12 protein-coding genes are annotated in these 16,329 nt (G+C 68.1%); 5 read left to right on the forward strand and 7 right to left on the reverse strand.

Going from position 1 to position 16,329, the window contains the following annotated elements; all coding sequences use genetic code 11:
* Positions 1 to 19 precede the first annotated feature (19 nt).
* From WG898_RS05660 to WG898_RS05675, 4 genes are all read left to right on the forward strand, one after another.
* Positions 20 to 1,759: a thiamine pyrophosphate-binding protein gene (locus WG898_RS05660; RefSeq protein WP_339601788.1), complete on the forward strand. Its 1,740-nt coding sequence runs from the start codon at positions 20 to 22 to the stop codon at positions 1,757 to 1,759.
* The gene (locus WG898_RS05665; protein ID WP_339601789.1) at positions 1,746 to 1,970 is read left to right on the forward strand and encodes an RNA-binding S4 domain-containing protein; all 225 of its coding nucleotides are present in this window, start codon (positions 1,746 to 1,748) and stop codon (positions 1,968 to 1,970) included. The genes WG898_RS05660 and WG898_RS05665 overlap by 14 nt, the downstream gene beginning before the upstream one ends.
* An 18-nt stretch (positions 1,971 to 1,988) precedes the next feature.
* The gene (gene rraA / locus WG898_RS05670) at positions 1,989 to 2,510 is read left to right on the forward strand and encodes a ribonuclease E activity regulator RraA (protein WP_339601790.1); all 522 of its coding nucleotides are present in this window, start codon (positions 1,989 to 1,991) and stop codon (positions 2,508 to 2,510) included.
* A gap of 89 nt (positions 2,511 to 2,599) precedes the next feature.
* Entirely contained in the window at positions 2,600 to 3,670 is a 1,071-nt protein-coding gene (locus WG898_RS05675) for a PEP-CTERM sorting domain-containing protein (RefSeq protein ID WP_339601791.1), read from the forward strand.
* On the opposite strand, the gene serB is transcribed toward WG898_RS05675, so the two are convergent.
* The 5 genes from serB to WG898_RS05700 form a co-directional block, all read right to left on the reverse strand.
* Positions 3,667 to 4,377: a phosphoserine phosphatase SerB gene (gene serB / locus WG898_RS05680; protein WP_339601792.1), complete on the reverse strand. Its 711-nt coding sequence runs from the start codon at positions 4,375 to 4,377 to the stop codon at positions 3,667 to 3,669. The two genes, WG898_RS05675 and serB, sit on opposite strands and share 4 nt — an antisense overlap.
* Positions 4,378 to 4,382: 5 nt before the next feature.
* Positions 4,383 to 7,847 (reverse strand): transcription-repair coupling factor, encoded by a 3,465-nt coding sequence (gene mfd, locus WG898_RS05685; protein ID WP_339601793.1) that lies wholly within the window; start codon positions 7,845 to 7,847, stop codon positions 4,383 to 4,385.
* Positions 7,848 to 7,923: 76 nt separating this feature from the next.
* Positions 7,924 to 8,559, reverse strand: a complete 636-nt coding sequence (locus tag WG898_RS05690; protein ID WP_339601794.1) for a CCXG family PEP-CTERM protein — start codon at positions 8,557 to 8,559, stop codon at positions 7,924 to 7,926.
* Positions 8,560 to 8,691: 132 nt separating this feature from the next.
* Positions 8,692 to 9,729: an RNA methyltransferase gene (locus WG898_RS05695; protein ID WP_339601795.1), complete on the reverse strand. Its 1,038-nt coding sequence runs from the start codon at positions 9,727 to 9,729 to the stop codon at positions 8,692 to 8,694.
* 12 nt (positions 9,730 to 9,741) lie between these two features.
* Positions 9,742 to 12,288, reverse strand: a complete 2,547-nt coding sequence (locus tag WG898_RS05700) for an ATP-binding protein (RefSeq protein WP_339601796.1) — start codon at positions 12,286 to 12,288, stop codon at positions 9,742 to 9,744.
* 173 nt (positions 12,289 to 12,461) lie between these two features.
* On the opposite strand from WG898_RS05700, the gene ispD reads away from it, so the two are divergent.
* On the forward strand, positions 12,462 to 13,187 hold the full coding sequence (ispD, locus tag WG898_RS05705; RefSeq protein WP_339601797.1) for a 2-C-methyl-D-erythritol 4-phosphate cytidylyltransferase: 726 nt from the start codon (positions 12,462 to 12,464) through the stop codon (positions 13,185 to 13,187).
* Between the two features lie 4 nt (positions 13,188 to 13,191).
* On the opposite strand, the gene WG898_RS05710 is transcribed toward ispD, so the two are convergent.
* On the reverse strand, positions 13,192 to 15,576 hold the full coding sequence (locus WG898_RS05710; RefSeq protein ID WP_339601798.1) for a penicillin acylase family protein: 2,385 nt from the start codon (positions 15,574 to 15,576) through the stop codon (positions 13,192 to 13,194).
* A gap of 118 nt (positions 15,577 to 15,694) precedes the next feature.
* Positions 15,695 to 16,258, reverse strand: a complete 564-nt coding sequence (locus tag WG898_RS05715; RefSeq protein ID WP_339601799.1) for an outer membrane beta-barrel protein — start codon at positions 16,256 to 16,258, stop codon at positions 15,695 to 15,697.
* Positions 16,259 to 16,329: the final 71 nt, after the last annotated feature.

Consider the following 16,329-nt stretch of genomic DNA (forward strand, 5'->3'; position numbering starts at 1 on the left):
TGGCGCTACAGTCGCCAGCATGACGACCACCGCACCATCCCCGACTTCTCGTTTGGCCGGCCATGCGCTGGTTGAGGCCCTTGTTGCGCAGGGCGTGGATACCGCTTTCGGCGTGCCCGGCGAGAGCTATCTGGCGGTGCTGGACGGCTTTCACGAGCATCGCGAACGGATTCGATTCATCGCCTGCCGCCAGGAGGGCGGCGCGGCCTTCATGGCAGAGGCCCAGGGCAAGCTGACGGGTCGGCCCGGCATCTGTTTCGTGACGCGCGGCCCCGGCGCGACCAATGCCAGCATCGGCCTGCATACCGCCTTCCAGGACAGCACGCCGATGATTCTCTTCATCGGCCAGGTGGCCAGCGAGCAGCGCGACCGCGAGGCCTTCCAGGAACTGGACTACCGCCAGATGTTCGGGCCCGGCACTCTGGGCATGGCCAAGTGGGTGGGCGAGGTGCAGGAGCCGAACCGCCTGCCCGAGTATGTGGCGCGCGCCTTCCACACCGCCATGCAGGGCCGGCCCGGCCCGGTGGTGCTGGTGCTGCCCGAGGACATGCTGACGCGCAGCACCAGCGCGCCGGTGCTGGCGCGCGCCGAGGCCGCCCAGGCCTGGCCCGCACCGGCCGCCCTGGCCGATTTGCGCGAGAAGCTGCTGGCCGCCAGGCGCCCCCTGGTGCTGGTGGGCGGCGGCGGCTGGGCCCCGGCGAGTTGCGCCGCCCTGCAGCGCTTTGTCGAGGCTTGGGCCTTGCCGGTGGCCTGTGCCTTCCGCTTCCAGGACCTGTTCGACAACCGCCATCCGCAGTACGCCGGCGACGTCGGCATCGGCATCAATCCCAAGCTGGCGGCGCGCGTGCGGGAGGCCGACCTGGTGATCGCCATCGGTGCGCGCCTGGGCGAGATGACCACCGGCGGCTACACCCTGCTGCAGGCGCCGCGCCCGGCCCAGACCCTGGTGCATATCCACGCCGGCGCGGAGGAGCTGGGGCGTGTTTACGCGGCCGATCTGCTCATCAATGCCAGCATGTCCTGCGCTGCCCAGGCACTCGAAACCCTGGCCGCGCCGAATGCGGTGACTTGGGGCGACTGGACCGCCCAGGCCCAGGCCGACTACCAGGCCAATCTCGTGCCGCAGCCGGTGAGCCCGCTGGACATGGCCGAGGTGGTGAAGCTGCTGTCCAGCCGCTGCCCCGCGGGCACCCTGTTCACCAATGGTGCCGGCAACTACAGCGGCTGGCTGCACCGCTTTCATCAATACCCGGCGCTGCAGCAGCATGGGCGCAGCCAGCTCGCGCCCACCAGCGGCGCGATGGGCTATGGCCTGCCGGCCGCGGTGGCGGCCAGCTTGCTGGATCCGCAGCGCTGGGTGGTGAACATCGCTGGCGACGGCGACTTCCTGATGAACGGCCAGGAACTCGCCACCGCCACCGGCTACGGCGCACGCAAGCTGATCTGCGTGCTGGTGGACAACGGCAGCTACGGCACCATACGCATGCACCAGGAGCGCGAGTATCCCGGGCGGGTCTCGGGCAGCGATCTCTTCAACCCCGACTTCGCGGCGCTCGCCCTGGCCTATGGTTGGGCCGCCGCGCGCGTCGATCGCACCGAGGATTTCGCCGCGGCGCTGGACGCTGCACTGCAGGCCGGCAAGCCGACGCTGATCCATCTGCGCCTGGCCACCGATGTCTCGACCAGCCGGGCCACGCTGAGCAGCATCCGCGCGGCGGCACGCCAGCGTCTGGGACAATCGGCTGATGGAAAAGATTGATTTCGTGTTGCGCGGTGAGTTCATTCCCTTGGACAGCCTCTTGAAGGCCACCGGCCTGGCCGAGAGCGGCGGGCGTGCCCGCATGATGGTGGCCGAGGGCATGGTGCAGGTGGACGGCAGGCCCGAGTCGCGCAAGACCGCCAAGATCCGCGCCGGCCAGCTGGTGAGCCTGCATGGTGCCGAGGTGCGTGTGCTGGCCGACCCGAACTAGCAACAAGGGCCTGCGGCGATGATGATGATGACGAGCTTGGCTTTCTCGACCTGCGACCTCTGCGACGCCCACAAGGGCGACGCCAGCGGCGACTTCCGCGTCATGCCCGGCGGCGTGTACCGCAGCTATGGTGGCCTGGAGCGTTTTGCCGGCCCCATCAGCACGGTGCGCTGCCTGGACGACAACAGCCTGGTGAAGGCCGCGGTCGAAAGCCCGGGCTTGGGCCGCGTGCTGGTCGTGGACGGCGGCGCCTCGATGCGGCGAGCGCTACTGGGCGGCAATCTCGCAGCTGCCGCGGCCAGGAACGGCTGGGCCGGCCTCTTGGTCCATGGCTGCGTTCGTGACCTGGCCGAACTGCGCCAGGCCCAGGCCGGCATCCTGGCGCTGGGCCATGTGCCCATGCCCACCGATCGCCAGGGCCAGGGTTCGGCGGAGCTACCCTTGCAATTGCATGGCTGCTGGATACGCCCGGGCGAATGGCTGTATGCCGACGCGGATGGGGTGGTGATCAGCGCCCGTCACCTGCATAAGGGACCCTGACCCTGGGATGATCCCACGCCTTAGGGGCCTTGGCGGCTTGCAATAGGGCATAGGATGCGCCGGCATCCACCAATCTCAGGGAGTTCAGCATGCAGCATGTTTGCGGCGCATGGCGCGCGGTCTCGATGGCGGCCGGTTTGAAACTGCGCCTGGCCCTGCCAATGGCCATGCTGCTGGGCGCATCGGCCGTCAGTGCCAATCCCGAGCTGACTTTCAGCAGCAGTGCGCAGGTCTACGGTTATCTGAACAGCAGCTATTCAAGTCCCTTGCTGGGCGACGTGAGCTTCCAGCTCAACCTGCCCTCGGACTACCGCTGGTTGCAGGCCGGGCAGACCTCCACCGGTGTGGCCACGGTCAACTACAGCGTGCCGGCTGGCCAGGGCGGCACCGGCGATCCGGTCTACGACATCGTCACCAGCATGGGCCAGTATGGCTTTGCCTACCAGGGCAAGGCCGAGGCCGACGGCCTGAAGCTGCGCACGGCGATACAGGCGAGCACCGTAGATGCCGCCGGGAACTTGGCCAATTCGCCCAACAGCCAGCTGAGCACCGATGCCTTTGCCTCCTGGCACCAGCAGATGTATATCGGCCCCACCGCCGACCGGCCGCTGGGCAGCTATGGCGCGATCCTGGTTGGCCTTACGGTCGATGGCGGCTTCCCAGCCCTCAGTGATCCGAATTGGCAGGGCTCGGCGAGCCTGTATGCGCGCGCGCGTTCGTCGTTTACCGACACCGCCGGCGTCAGCTACCAGAGCGATTTTTCCATCTCCACCTCGGCCGGCGATGCCGACTGGACGGGTTCCAGGACGGTGTTCAAGAAACTGCTGTTCCAGTACGGCACACCGTTCACGGTCGACCTCTACCAGTACAACTGGGCCTGGTCGAACGGCACGGCCGACTTCTTCAACACCGGCAAGATCAGCTCGATCGAGCTGCCCTATGGCGCCGCGCTGGACTCCGGCGCGCAGCAGGGCGGCCTGGGCGGCGTGGGCATTTTCGGCACGGTGTTCAATTCCGCCACGGTCGATGCTCAGAACACCAACTGGGACTTCGGCAACAACGGTGGCGGCTTCACGCCCCAGGTGCCCGAGCCGTCCAGCTATGCGATGCTGCTGGCCGGTCTGGTGGCGGTGGGCTTTCTGGCGCGGCGTCGGCGTTAATAAGCAGCCTGGGCTGGCTGGAACAGGCTCAGCAGCCGGTCCAGCCCGCCCTCGTTGATCGCCACCATGGCCTGCTCGCGCACGCGGGGCTTGGCGTGGTAGGCCACCGAGAGGCCGGCCGCGCCCATCATGGGCAGGTCGTTGGCGCCGTCGCCGACGGCGATGCACTGGCCCGGCAGGGCGCCGATCTCAGCGGCGCATTGCAGCAGCATGCGGCGCTTTTCCTCGCCGTCGCAGATCTCGCCCCAGGGCTGCGCGATGAGGCCGCCGCTGAGCGCGCCGTCGACGATCTCGAGTTCGTTGCTGCGCATCCAGTCCATGCCCAGCTCGGCGGCGACGTAACGGGTGAAGAAGGTGAAGCCGCCTGACACCAGCACCAGCTTGAGGCCGGCGGCCTTGAGCGCCGCGCAGAGTTCGCGCGCACCGGGGTTGAAGCGCAGGCGCTCCTTCAGCACGGCTTCCAAGGCCGATACGGGCACACCCTTGAGCAGCGCCAGGCGGCGGCGCAGGCTGTCCTTGAAGTCGGTGATCTCACCACGCATGGCGGCCTCGGTGATGGCCGCCACCTCGGCCTTGCGGCCGGCGGCATCGGCGATCTCGTCGATGCACTCAATGTTGATCAGGGTCGAGTCCATGTCGAAAGCGGCGAGCTTGTAGTCGCTCAAACGCAGCGGGGGCGTGAAGCCCTGGGTCACGAGTTCTGTCATTTTGTTCAGTCTTGCTTGATGGGATTGCCCAAGAGGCGGAGCACCTCCCGGATCGCTTGTGCGCGGTCCTTCGGGTCGCTCAGCGCCTTGTCGATGCGCAGCTTGTCGTTGCCCACCAGCTTGATGGTCTTGTTCTTCTGCACCAGCTCGATCACGCGCATCGCGTCGATGGGCGGATTCGGGCGGAAGTTGATGTTCATCACCGTGGGCGCCGCGTCGATCTTGGCCACACCATAGGGCTTGGCCAACACGCGCAGGCGGTGCGTGTCAAACAGGGTCTGGCCCTGCGCCGGCAGCTTGCCGAAGCGGTCGGTGATCTCTTCCAGCATCGCGTCGATCTGTGACGGCTTGTCGGCCGTGGCCAGGCGCTTGTACAGCGAGAGCCGCACATGCACGTCGCCGCAATAGGCGTCGGGCAGCAGGGCCGGGGCGTGCAGATTGATCTCGGTGGTGGCCGACAGCGGTGACAACAGATCCGGCTCCTTGCCGGCCTTCAGGCAGCGCACCGCCTCCGACAACATCTCGTTGTAGAGCTGGAAGCCGACTTCCATCATATTGCCGCTCTGGTTCTCGCCCAGCACCTCGCCGGCGCCGCGGATCTCCAGGTCGTGCATCGCGAGGTAGAAGCCCGAGCCCAGCTCCTCCATCGCCTGGATCGCCTCCAGGCGCTGCGCCGCCTGCTTGGTGAGGCCCTCGATGTCGGGCACCATCAGATAGGCATAGGCCTGGTGGTGCGAGCGGCCGACACGGCCGCGCAGCTGGTGCAGCTGGGCCAGGCCGAACTTGTCGGCGCGGCTGATGACGATGGTGTTGGCCGTCGGCACGTCAATGCCGGTCTCGATGATGGTGGAGCACAGCAGCACGTTGTGCTTGCCGCCCACGAACTCGCGCATCACCCGCTCCAGCTCGCGCTCGGGCATCTGGCCATGGGCGACGATGATGCGCGCCTCGGGCAAGAGCTCCTCCAGCTTCTGGCGCCGGTTCTCGATGGTCTCGACCTCGTTGTGCAGGAAGTAGACCTGGCCGCCGCGCTTGAGTTCGCGCAGCACCGCCTCGCGGATGGTGCCGCTGCTCTCGGCGCGCACAAAGGTCTTGATGGCCAGGCGGCGCTGCGGCGCGGTGGCGATCACGCTGAGGTCGCGCAGGCCTTCCAGCGCCATGCCCAGGGTGCGCGGGATCGGCGTGGCGGTGAGCGTCAGCACATCCACCTCGGCCCGCATCGCCTTCATCGCCTCCTTGTGGCGCACGCCGAAGCGGTGCTCCTCGTCGATGATCAAGAGGCCCAGGCGCTTGAACTTGACCTCGGCCGAGAGCAGCTTGTGCGTGCCGATGACGATGTCGATGCTGCCGTCGGCCAGGCCCTCCATCGCGGCCTTGATCTCCTTGGCCGAGCGGAAGCGGCTCATCTCCGCCACCTTCACCGGCCATTTGCCGAAGCGGTCGGCAATGTTCTGGTAATGCTGCTCGGCCAGGAGCGTGGTGGGCGCCAAGAGTGCTACCTGCTTGCCGCCCATCACCGCCACAAACGCGGCGCGCAGCGCAACTTCCGTCTTGCCGAAGCCCACGTCGCCGCAGACCAGGCGGTCCATGGGCTTGGGCGAGATCATGTCCTGGATCACCGCATGGATGGCGGCGCGCTGGTCGGGTGTTTCCTCGAAGCCGAAGCTGGCCGCGAAGGCCTCGTAGTCGTGCGGCGAGTAGCGGAAGGCATGGCCCTCGCGCGCGGCCCGGCGCGCGTAGAGATTGAGCAGCTCGGCCGCGGTGTCGCGCACCTGCTCGGCGGCGCGGCGCTTTGCCTTCTCCCACTGGCCCGAGCCCAGGCGGTGCAGCGGCGCCTCCTCGGCGCTCACACCGGTGTAGCGGCTGATCAGGTGCAGCTGGGCCACCGGCACATAGAGGGTGGCCTTGTCGGCGTATTCGAGATGCAGGAACTCGGAAGCGCCGTCACCGATGTCGATATTGATCAGGCCCTGGTAGCGCCCGATGCCATGGTTCACATGCACCACCGGGTCGCCCACCTTGAGCTCGGAGAGGTCCTTGATGAGCGCGTTGACGTCGCTGACCTGCTCCTGCTTGCGGCGCCTGCGCGTCGTCGGCGTGGTGGCGAAGAGCTCGGTCTCGGTGAAAAGTTGAATGACCTTGCCACCCTCCGGCTCGTACCAGAAGAAGCCTGCCGCCAGCGGCGCCGCGGTGATCGCGAACTTTTCGTCCGAGGACTCGAACTCGGCAAGACCTGACACCGAGGGTGGGTCGATCTTGTTGTCGCGCAGCAGCTCCAGCAGGCTCTCGCGCCGGCCCTCGCTTTCGGCCAAGAGCAGCACCCGGTGCGGCGTGCTCTTCAGATGCTCGGCCAGGCGCGCCAGCGGCTCCTGCGCACCGCGTTCCACGCTCACATCGGGCAGGGGGCGGGCATAGTCCACCGGCTCGGTGCCGCGGATGGCCAGCACGGCATGCGCATGGGTAAGGCTGAAGAAGTCCTCCACCTGCAGGAAGATCTCCTCCGGTGGCAGCAGCGGCCGTTCGGGGTCGTGCTGCAGAAAGCGGTGGCGCTCGCGGGTGTCGGTCCAGAAGCGCTTGAGCGCCTCGTCCACCTCGCCATGCAGGGCCAGGGCGCAATCGGCGCCCAGGAAGTCGAAGATGGTGGCGGTCTGCTCGAAGAAGATCGGCAGGTAGTACTCGATGCCGGCGGTGGCGATGCCCTGGGCCATGTCCTTGTACAGGCGCGACTTGCTCGGGTCGCCATCCATCTTCTCGCGCCAACGCGAACGAAAGGCCTGGCGCGCCGCCTCGTCCATGGGAAATTCGCGGCCCGGCAAGAGGCGCACCTCCGGCACCGGGTAAAGGCTGCGCTGGCTGTCGGGGTCGAAGGTGCGGATCGAATCGACCTCGTCGCCGAACAGGTCGACCCGGTAGGGCACCGGCGAGCCCATGGGGAACAGGTCGATCAGGCCACCGCGCACCGCGTACTCGCCCGGCGAGACCACCTGGCTCACATGGCTGTAGCCACCCAGGGTCAGCTGGGACTTCAGGCTGGCCTCGTCCAGCCTTTGCTTCAGCTTGAAGTGGAAGGTGGTGGCGGCCAAGAAGCTGGGCGGTGCCAGGCGCGTCAGGGCCGTGGTGGCGGGCAGCAGCACCACGTCGACCTCGCGCTGCTCCATCGGCTTGCCCTGCGACTGCAGTAGCTGCCAGAGCGTGGCCAGGCGCTCGGAGATCAGGTCCTGGTGCGGGCTGAAGGTGTCGTAGGGCAGGGTCTCCCAGTCGGGGAACACCGCCACGCGCAGCTCGGGGGCGAAGAACTTGAGCTCGTCTTCGAGGCGCTGGGTATCGCCCGGCTCGGCGGTGACGATGGCGCTGAGCCGGCCGGCCGCGCGCTGCTGGCGTATGAAGCGCGCCAGCAGCAGGGCATCGGCCGAACCGGTGGGTCGGGGCTGGTTGAACTTCTTGCCGGGATGGATCAGGGGCAGCTGCATGGGGGTCCAGCGTGGCGTACAAATGACAACAGCCCCTGGGTGGGGCTGTTGTCATTGTAGGCAGCTGCGGCGCGGTTCAGCGCTTGCGGCGCCGGCTCAGTCCCAAGGCCCCCAGGCTGCCCGCCAGCAAGGCCAGGGTGCCGGGCTCGGGCACGCGCTGCACCAGGCCGTCGTTGGCAGCGAAGGTCTGGAAGCCGCGGCCATTGCTGGAGAACTGTGCCTGGGTGTTGCCGTCGCAGCAGCCTTCCAGGCCCACGATCTTCAAGCGGTGCTTGCCTGCGGAGATGCTGACATTGCTGAACTGGAAGGACTGGTTCACGTCGGCGTAGCCGCCGTTCCACCACATATCGGTGCTCTTGAAGCCCAGCGCCACACCGTCCAGGAACACCGCGCCGCCACGACCGAAGTCAACGCCGGCGCGCAGCGACCATACGCCCGCCAGCGCGTCGCTGACACCGAAGTCTATGGTCGACATATAGGCGACGTTGAAGACGCTGCCGCCGAACACCGCGTGGTTGCTGACGCCGTCGTACAGACCCAGCTGGGTCTGGCGATGGCTGGCATCGGCCATTGCGCCGCTCACGATGCTGAGGTAGTCCGCCGCGCTGGCCTGCGCGCCGGCGCCCGTGGTGGCGGTTTCGAAGGTGATGACGCTGGCATGGGCGCCGCAGGCGATGGCGAACGAGGCGAAGGCGAGCAGGCGGAGCTTCATGGCGCGGGGTCTGGTTGCAAAAGGTGGCGCGAGTATCGTGGGCGTACGCTGGCCGACCAGTGAAGGAACCCACGAAACGGCCCCGTGAACGAGGGCTGGCGGAGGCCGCAAGCGGCCGCGGCGTGAATTAGTTCACCGCTGGCGCCGCAGCACCCGCAGCGCTTGCGGCTCGCCCTGCAGCGCCCTGGCGCGCAGCTGGCCGCAGCCGCCGTCCACGTCCTGGCCCGCTGAATCGCGCAGTTTGGTGAGCACGCCGCGCTGGTGCAGCTCGCGCGCGATGGCGCGTGCCCGCTCCCAGCTGGGGCGCTGGAAGGGCAGTTCGGGCACGCTGTTGTAGGGAATCATGTTGAGGATGCCGTACCTGCCCTTGAGCAGGCGCACGATGCCATCGAGCTCGTCGGGGCCATCGTTGATTCCCTCCAGCAGGGTCCATTGGTACTGGATCGGGTAGCCGCTGCTGCGCGCATAGTGCTCGCCGGCTTCGACCAGCTGCTCGGGCGTGAGGCGCGGCGCGCGCGGCAGCAGGCGCTCGCGCAGTGCCGCCTTGCTGGTATGCAGCGAGAGCGCCAGCGCCGGTTTCACCGGCCCCTGCAGCAAGCGCTCGAAGGCGCGCGGGTCGCCTACGGTGGAGAACACCAGGTTCTTGTGGCCGATATTGCCCAGTGTGCCCATCAGCGCGATCGCCTCCAGCACGTTGTCGAGGTTGTGCGAGGGCTCGCCCATGCCCATGAACACGACCTTCCTGACCGGCCGCTGCGCGCGCGCCAGCACCAGCTGGGCAAGCATCTCGCCGCTCGTGAGCTGGCGCAGCAGCCCGTCGCGCCCGGTCATGCAGAACTGGCAGCCCACTGCGCAACCAACCTGGCTGGACACGCACAGGCCCTCGCGCGGCAGCAGCACGCTCTCCACCGTCTGGCCGTTGGCCAGGCGCACCAGCATGCGCGCCGAGCCGTCCTCGCCCGGGTGGCTGGAGACCAGGCTTGCCAGGCCCCGCAGCTCGGCGTCCAGGCCGGGCAGGGCCTCGCGCAGGCGCAGCGGCAGAAAGTCTTCCAACTTGCGGCGCCCGGCCTCATGGCTGCGGCCCAGCAGCCAGTCGCGCAGCACGCGTTGCTCGTGCTGGGGATTGGCGCCCAGCGCGCGCAGGCGCTGGAGGAAGCTGCTGATTTGCATGGGGGGCGAAGTTTAGCCCTGCAGCGTGCGGCGTATCAGCCCCGGCAGCTCTTCCAGCGTGTTCTGCTTCTGCAGCACCGCGCGCGCGCCGACGCGCTGAGCCCCGGCCAGCAAGTCGTCGGTGACGAAGCCCGAGCTGATCAGCACCGGCAGGCCAGGGCGCAGCTCCAACGCCAGCGCGGCCACCTCCAGGCCGGACATCTCGGGCATGTTGAAGTCGGTGATGAAAAGGTCCACGCCCTGCGCCCGGTCGGCCAGCAGGGCCAGCGCCTCGCCCGCCTGCTGGCAGCAGCTGACGCGGTAGCCCGCGCGCTTGAGCAGGCGCTCCACCATCAGCAGCATCACCTCGTCGTCGTCCAGATAGAGCACATGCTCCTGGCCGCCGCCATCAAGCGCCGCGGCCTGGGAGTTGGCAGCCTCGACAGCGGCGGCCGCCTGGTTCACCAGCGGCAGCAGGACGTGGAAGGTGCTGCCCTGGCCCGGCTGGCTGTCCACCGTGATGGCGCCCTGGTGCGCGGCCACGATGCCATGCACCACCGCCAGCCCAAGACCCGTACCCTGGCCCACCGGTTTGGTGGTGAAAAAGGGTTCGAAGATGCGCGCCTGCAATTCCTCCGACATGCCCACGCCGGTATCGGCCACCCACAGGTGCGCGTAGTCGCCGCGCGGCAGCTGGGCAAGGCGCGCATCGGCGTCGTCGCCCAGCCGCATGTGCGCGCAGCCCACCGTCAGGCGGCCGGTGCTGCCGGCCAGCGCGTGCCAGCCGTTGGTGCACAGATTCATCAGCACCTGTTGCAGCTGGGTGGCATCGGCCACGACGACCAGGGGCTCGTCGCTGAGTTGTGCTTCCAGGGCCACGCGGGCGGGCAGGGTGGCGCGCAGCAGGCTGAGGGTCTCCGCGACGATGGGGCGCAGCGGCTGGGCCAGCAGCTGGTGCGGCTGGCGCCGGCTGAAGGCGAGGATTTGCTGCACCAGACCGCGCGCGCGCAGCGCCGCCTTGTTGATCTCGTCCAGGAAGCCGCGCACCGCATGGCTCTTGGGCAGATCCTGGCGTGCCATGCCCACATTGCCCAGGATGGCGGCGAGGATGTTGTTGAAATCGTGTGCGATGCCACCGGCCAGCGTGCCGATGGCCTCCATCTTCTGCTTGTCGCGCAGCTGCAGCTCCAGCTGGCGCAGCCGGCCCTCGGCGGCACGCTGCTGGGTCACGTCCACCGGCGAGAAGATCAGGATGCGGCCCTCGTCGGACTCGAACACCTGGGCCGAGACCAGGCAGCGCATGAATTCGCCGCGCTGGTTCACCAGGGTCACCTCGTACTCACTGAGCCGGCCGTCGCGGTCCAGCCGTTCCAGATAGGGTTGGCGGTCCGCATAGTCGGCCCAGATGCCCAGCTGCAGCGGCGTGCGGCCGATGAAGTCCTCGGCCCGGTAGGCGAACAGCGTCAAAAAGGCCTCGTTGGCCTCGACGAAGCAGTCGTCGGCCAGCCGCACCAGGGCCAGTGGCACGGGCGAATGCTGGAAGATGTTGGCGAACTTGGCCTGGCTCTGCTTGAGCGAGATGCGCGAGCTCTCGAGCCGGCGGATATGGCGCAGCAGGAAGAAGCTCAGCAGGCCCACGAACAGCAGCATGGCGGCGCCGAAGGCGATGCGGTCGCGGCTGCGAATATGCCAGCCCGCCAGCACCTCGTCCATCGCACGCGCATAGATGGCGGTGAGTGGATAGCCCTCGACCCTTTTGTAGAAGTACAGGCGCGGCGTGAGGCCCTCGGCGTCGAGGAAGTTGCTGCCCTCGAACATGCCTTCAGCGGCGGCGCTGCGCAGCCGCGCGAAGGTGGGCGAGGCCGAGACATCCAGGCCTACATAACTGTCCTTGTGCGGGGTGCGCACGATCAGAAAGCCCTCGTGCGACAGCAGCGAGACGAGGGCGTGGCTGTCCTCGGCAACGTGGCGGTAGAACTTGCTGAAATAGGCCACGCTGATGTCGGTGCTCAGCACGCCGTGGTATTCGCCGTCCGAGCTGGCGTAGTTGCGCGCCAGCGGCAGGATCAGCTCGCCGTCGTAATAACGCGCAAAAGGCCGGCCCAGCACCGGCGCCGCTTGCAGCGGGTGCTTGAGCAGGTAGCCGATGTAGCCGCGCTCATCGGCGTCGGTCTGGTAGGCCGGGTAGTCGGTGGTGCTGACCGCGGCCACGCCCTGGGTGTTGACGAACTGGAAGGAGGTGAGGATGCGGTTGACGGGCTGGGCGCGCGCCAGCACCGAACGAATCAGCGCGTCGCTGGCGGGCTGCTCGCGCCGCTCCAGCTCGATGGCGCGCATCAGCGAGTTGATATTGCCGTCGGCGTCGGTGAGGATCTGCTTGGCATGCTCCTCCAGCAGGCGTACCGCGGTGAGGCCATGCTCGCGCTCGGCCTGCAAGGTCATGGCCTGGTCCTGGCGGATCGCCAGCCAGGTCTGAGCGACGATGGCCACCATCATCAGCGCAGCAAACAGCAGCAGCACCAGGCGCGCACCGCGCGAGCTCTCGCTCAGCGGCTTTAGCCATGTCTGGATGGTGGGCATGCAAAGGTGCGCCTGGTGATGGGGAGCGGCCCCGGGTACGGCATCCGACCCTTGCCCTCCGTGATATGCAAGCTTGCGGCATTGCGCATCTCCATGCTATCCGATCAGCGCGCGCATCACGGTTTGTTGCACGCGCCCATGGCGGGTCCCGACGGCCTTCTAGAATCCTTCCAATGAGCAATGATCCAACAGGCCTGCAGCCGCGCTGCTATGCCCTGGTGCCTGCCGCGGGCGTGGGCGCGCGTTCCGGCGCCGCCGGCCCCAAGCAATACGTGAGCCTGGCAGGGCGTCCGATGATGGCCCACACCCTGGCCGCACTGCGCCGGGTGCCAGGTCTTGCCGCCACCCTGGTGCTGCTGTCGCCCGAGGACGATCTGTTCGAGACCCTGCTGCCCGAGTTCGAGGGCGCGACGGCCTGGGTGGCGCGCTGCGGCGGCGCCACGCGCGCCGACACCGTGGCCGCCGGCCTGCGCGAGTTGCAGGCGCGCGGCGCCCGGCCGCATGACTGGGTGCTGGTGCATGACGCCGCGCGCTGCCTGCTGCAGCCCGCCTGGGTCGAGCAACTGATCGCTGCCTGCGCGGCTGACGAGGTGGGCGGCCTGCTGGCCCTGCCGCTGGCCGATACCCTGAAGGTGGAGCAGGGCGGGCGCGTGGCCGCGACGGTGGACCGGCAGGGCAAGTGGGCGGCGCAGACGCCGCAGATGTTCCGCCTGGGCCTGCTGCAGCCGGCGCTGGCCCAGGCCCTGGCCCAGGACGGCGCTGCCGTCACCGACGAGGCCAGCGCCATCGAAGCCCTGGGCCATAGTCCCCTGCTGGTGGCCAGCAGCCTGGAGAACTTCAAGGTCACCTGGCCGGCGGACTTCGCGCTGGCCGAGCGCCTGCTGCGCAGCCGCGTTTGAGCCCTTACTCGGACAAGGTCTTGCTTGTCAGCTTGGGGTCGGCCGCGATGGCCGCTTCGCTGAAGGGCCAGCTGATCCATTGCTTGGCGCTGAAGCGTTCGGTCTGGTCGCCATAGTGAGGCGAGGCCGGGTTGCTGGACTGCGAGTAGCTCAGGAAGCCCTGCGCCTTGGGTGTCTGGCCATCGAACGACACCGTCAGCACGATTGACGAGCCGTAGATGGTGTCGCTCTGCCCATCGCCGATGGGGCGGCTGACGATGTAGTTGTAGATGTCGTCGCTGCCGCCGCCATGCATGGGAATGCGCTTGGCGCCGCGCTGCGCCACTTGCAACTCGCCCCAGGGCTTGCGGTAGTCCAGGCCCTGGCCGTCCAGCCACTGCATCGCATCGGCGAGGGCACGCTGCGCCAGCGCCCGCACCTCGGCATCGGCCACACGCAGGCCGCGCGGCGTGTGCACCGGGTCGGCGCTGTCGAAAGGTATGGCCCAGAAGTCCTGCTCGCTGGCCTGCATGATGTTGAGCCAGACCTCGTAGAGCGGCCAGCCTATGCTTGTGAGTTCGGCCTTGCCGTCCCAGGCCTGCAGCACGGTGCAAGCCTTGCCCAGGTCCACCATGGCGCCGCTGCTGGTCGACTGCATGCCGACGCCTTCGCAGGCGCTGCGCAGGCCCGTCAGCAAATGCGTGGCGGAGGAGGAGCGGTTCGAGAAGGCAATGCGCTGCAACAGCTCGGCATTGAAACGCTGGCCGCCCAGGCCATCGCTGCCCTGCAGGCGTGCGGCGATCTGCTGCAGGCCGATGCGGGTGCGGCCGCTGAGTGGCACAGCCTCGCGGCTGACGATGGCCGGGTAGCCGGTAAGGCGCTGCGTGGCGTGGCTCATCCAGGCGCTGTCGTTGCTGTTCTGCACATAGTCGTTGCGCAACAAGCTGGGTAGTTGGGCGCCCGGCATGATGCCCTTGTGCACCGCATCGGCGTGCTCGTCCCAGGCGCAGTTGCTCTGGTTGCCGTTCAGGACCAACTGGCCCTGGGCGGCCTCGGCGCGGAATTCCGCCGGCACGCAGGCGGCAAGCTTGGCGGCCGAAACGGCGGGCACCGGCGTGATATTGGCGTAGAGCGCGCGGCCGGGCTTGTCGGCGGCGATGGTCTGCACCCAGGGGGTGCCGACGATGCGCTCCAGCGCCCCCTGCAGTTCCTCCAGGCTCTTGGCCTGGTCCATCGCCCACCATTGCTGCAGCATGCGGTCGTTGTCGAGGTTGGCCGAGCGCAGCGCCACCGCGCTCTGGCGGTCCCAGGCGACGATGGGACCCTGCTCGCTGGCATAGATGCGGCGTTTGATGATGTCGATGCCGCCGCCGGCATTGCGTGCCTCGATGCTGATCTCCTTGCTGCTGAGGCTGCGCGGCTGGCCATCGATCTGGTAGCGCATCGGATCCTGCGCGTCGAGCTGGATCAGGTAGCGGGTCGAGTGTCTGGACTCCGTCACGGTATGGGTCCAGGCCAGGTCCTTGTTGAAACCGATATGCACCACCGGCAGGCCCGACAGCGAGGCGCCCATCACATCGAGCTTGCCCGGGATGGTGAGGTGCAGCTGGTAAAAGCGTGCCGCGCCGGTCCAGGGGAAATGCGGATTCGCCAGCAGCAGGCCGGCGCCGGACTCGGTGGCGTCCTTGCCCAGGGCCACGCCATTGCTGCCCAGATGCGCCTTGCGGCTGCGGCTTGCTTCCACCTGCAGCGTGCGCCTCAGGGTCAGGCTGGCGGGGGCCGCATTGGCCGCGGCGGCCGAGGTGGCGGTGGGCGGCACCGTCTGGAACAGGCCCGGCATGAGCACGGGCGCGTCCTCAATCATCGCGAAATGGCGCATCAGGCGCACCAGGTCCAGCGCCTTGATCTCGCGCACCCAGGGCTGGCCCTTGCAGGCCGCGGGCAGGTTCGCGCCGCCGACCTCGCGCAGGTAGCGGTTCACCCCCGCCACATAACCTTGCACCAGGGCCTGCATCTCGGCCGTTTGGCGCTCCCAGCTGGCCTGTACCAGGGCGGGCTCGTTGATCAGCTTGTAGTAGAGGTCGCTGGGCAGATTGGGCGCGTCCTCGCCGCCGACGTCGTAGCTGGCCTGCGCGCCAAAATACTTGGAGCGCTCGCCGTTGACGGTGAGCAGGGTGTCGGCCAGCAGGCAGAAGTTGTCCTCGGCATAGGCATAGCCCACGCCATAGCCCAGGCCGCGCTCGTCGCTGGCCGAGATATGCGGCAGGCCATAGTCGGTGCGCCGGATCTGCGCCAGGTAGGCTGGCTTGGGGTCAGGTCTTGCCGGATCCGGGTTGTCGCCGCAGCCGGCCAGCAGGGCGCCTGCCAGCAGGGCCGAGGCGAGGCCGCCGTGGGTGTTTGTTGTTCGCATGGCTCCCTCCCTGGGAATGATTGTCGGAAGTCAAAAAAAACGCGGCTGTACCGCCGCTTGAAATTCACCTGGCCCGCTGGCACTTCGCTGTCGATCCCGGGCCCCGGTTTTCTCCTCCTTAGAAGTGCACGCTGAGACCCAGCGAGAACATATTGATGCGGGTGCGCGGGCCTTCGCTGCCGGTCTTGGCGCGCAGCTGATCCCAGTCGGCATTGACCGACACGGACTTGCTGATCGTGTAGGCAAAGCTGGTGCCCAGCACCGGCTGCACGCTGGACTTGCTGCTGCTGGCACCGTCTTGCCGCGCCGTGCCGCGCGCGTAGGCGAGCCCCAGCTTGCCCTTGAAGGTGAAGTCGCCGCTGTTGAGCGGCAGCACGCCCAGCAGGGCCACGCCCGAGCTGCGCAGCGTGCCGGCCTGGCCCTGGGCCGCGCCGATCTGGTAGGCCATGGCCTCAAAGCCGAACTGGCCGAAGGCATAGCCGCCGTAGACCTTGCCGCTGAGCCTGGCGCTGCGGTCGCAGGCCAGCGCCTGGTCGCAGCTCAGCTCGTAGCGGCTGTAGAGGCCGGCATTCGCACCCGCATAGGGGCCCACCAGCACATCGGCCTCGGCACGGCAGGTCATGACGCAGGCCGCGGCGATCGCCAGCAGCATGGTCAAGCGGGTTTGCAGTCTTGCGTTCATCTGTGCTCCCTGGCCGCCATGGGCCAACAGGGGCGCAGTGTTGCCGCTGCCGGCCGGGCGCGCCAGCGGGC

Source organism: Paucibacter soli (assembly GCF_037482845.1).
Taxonomy (GTDB): domain Bacteria; phylum Pseudomonadota; class Gammaproteobacteria; order Burkholderiales; family Burkholderiaceae_C; genus Paucibacter_B; species Paucibacter_B soli.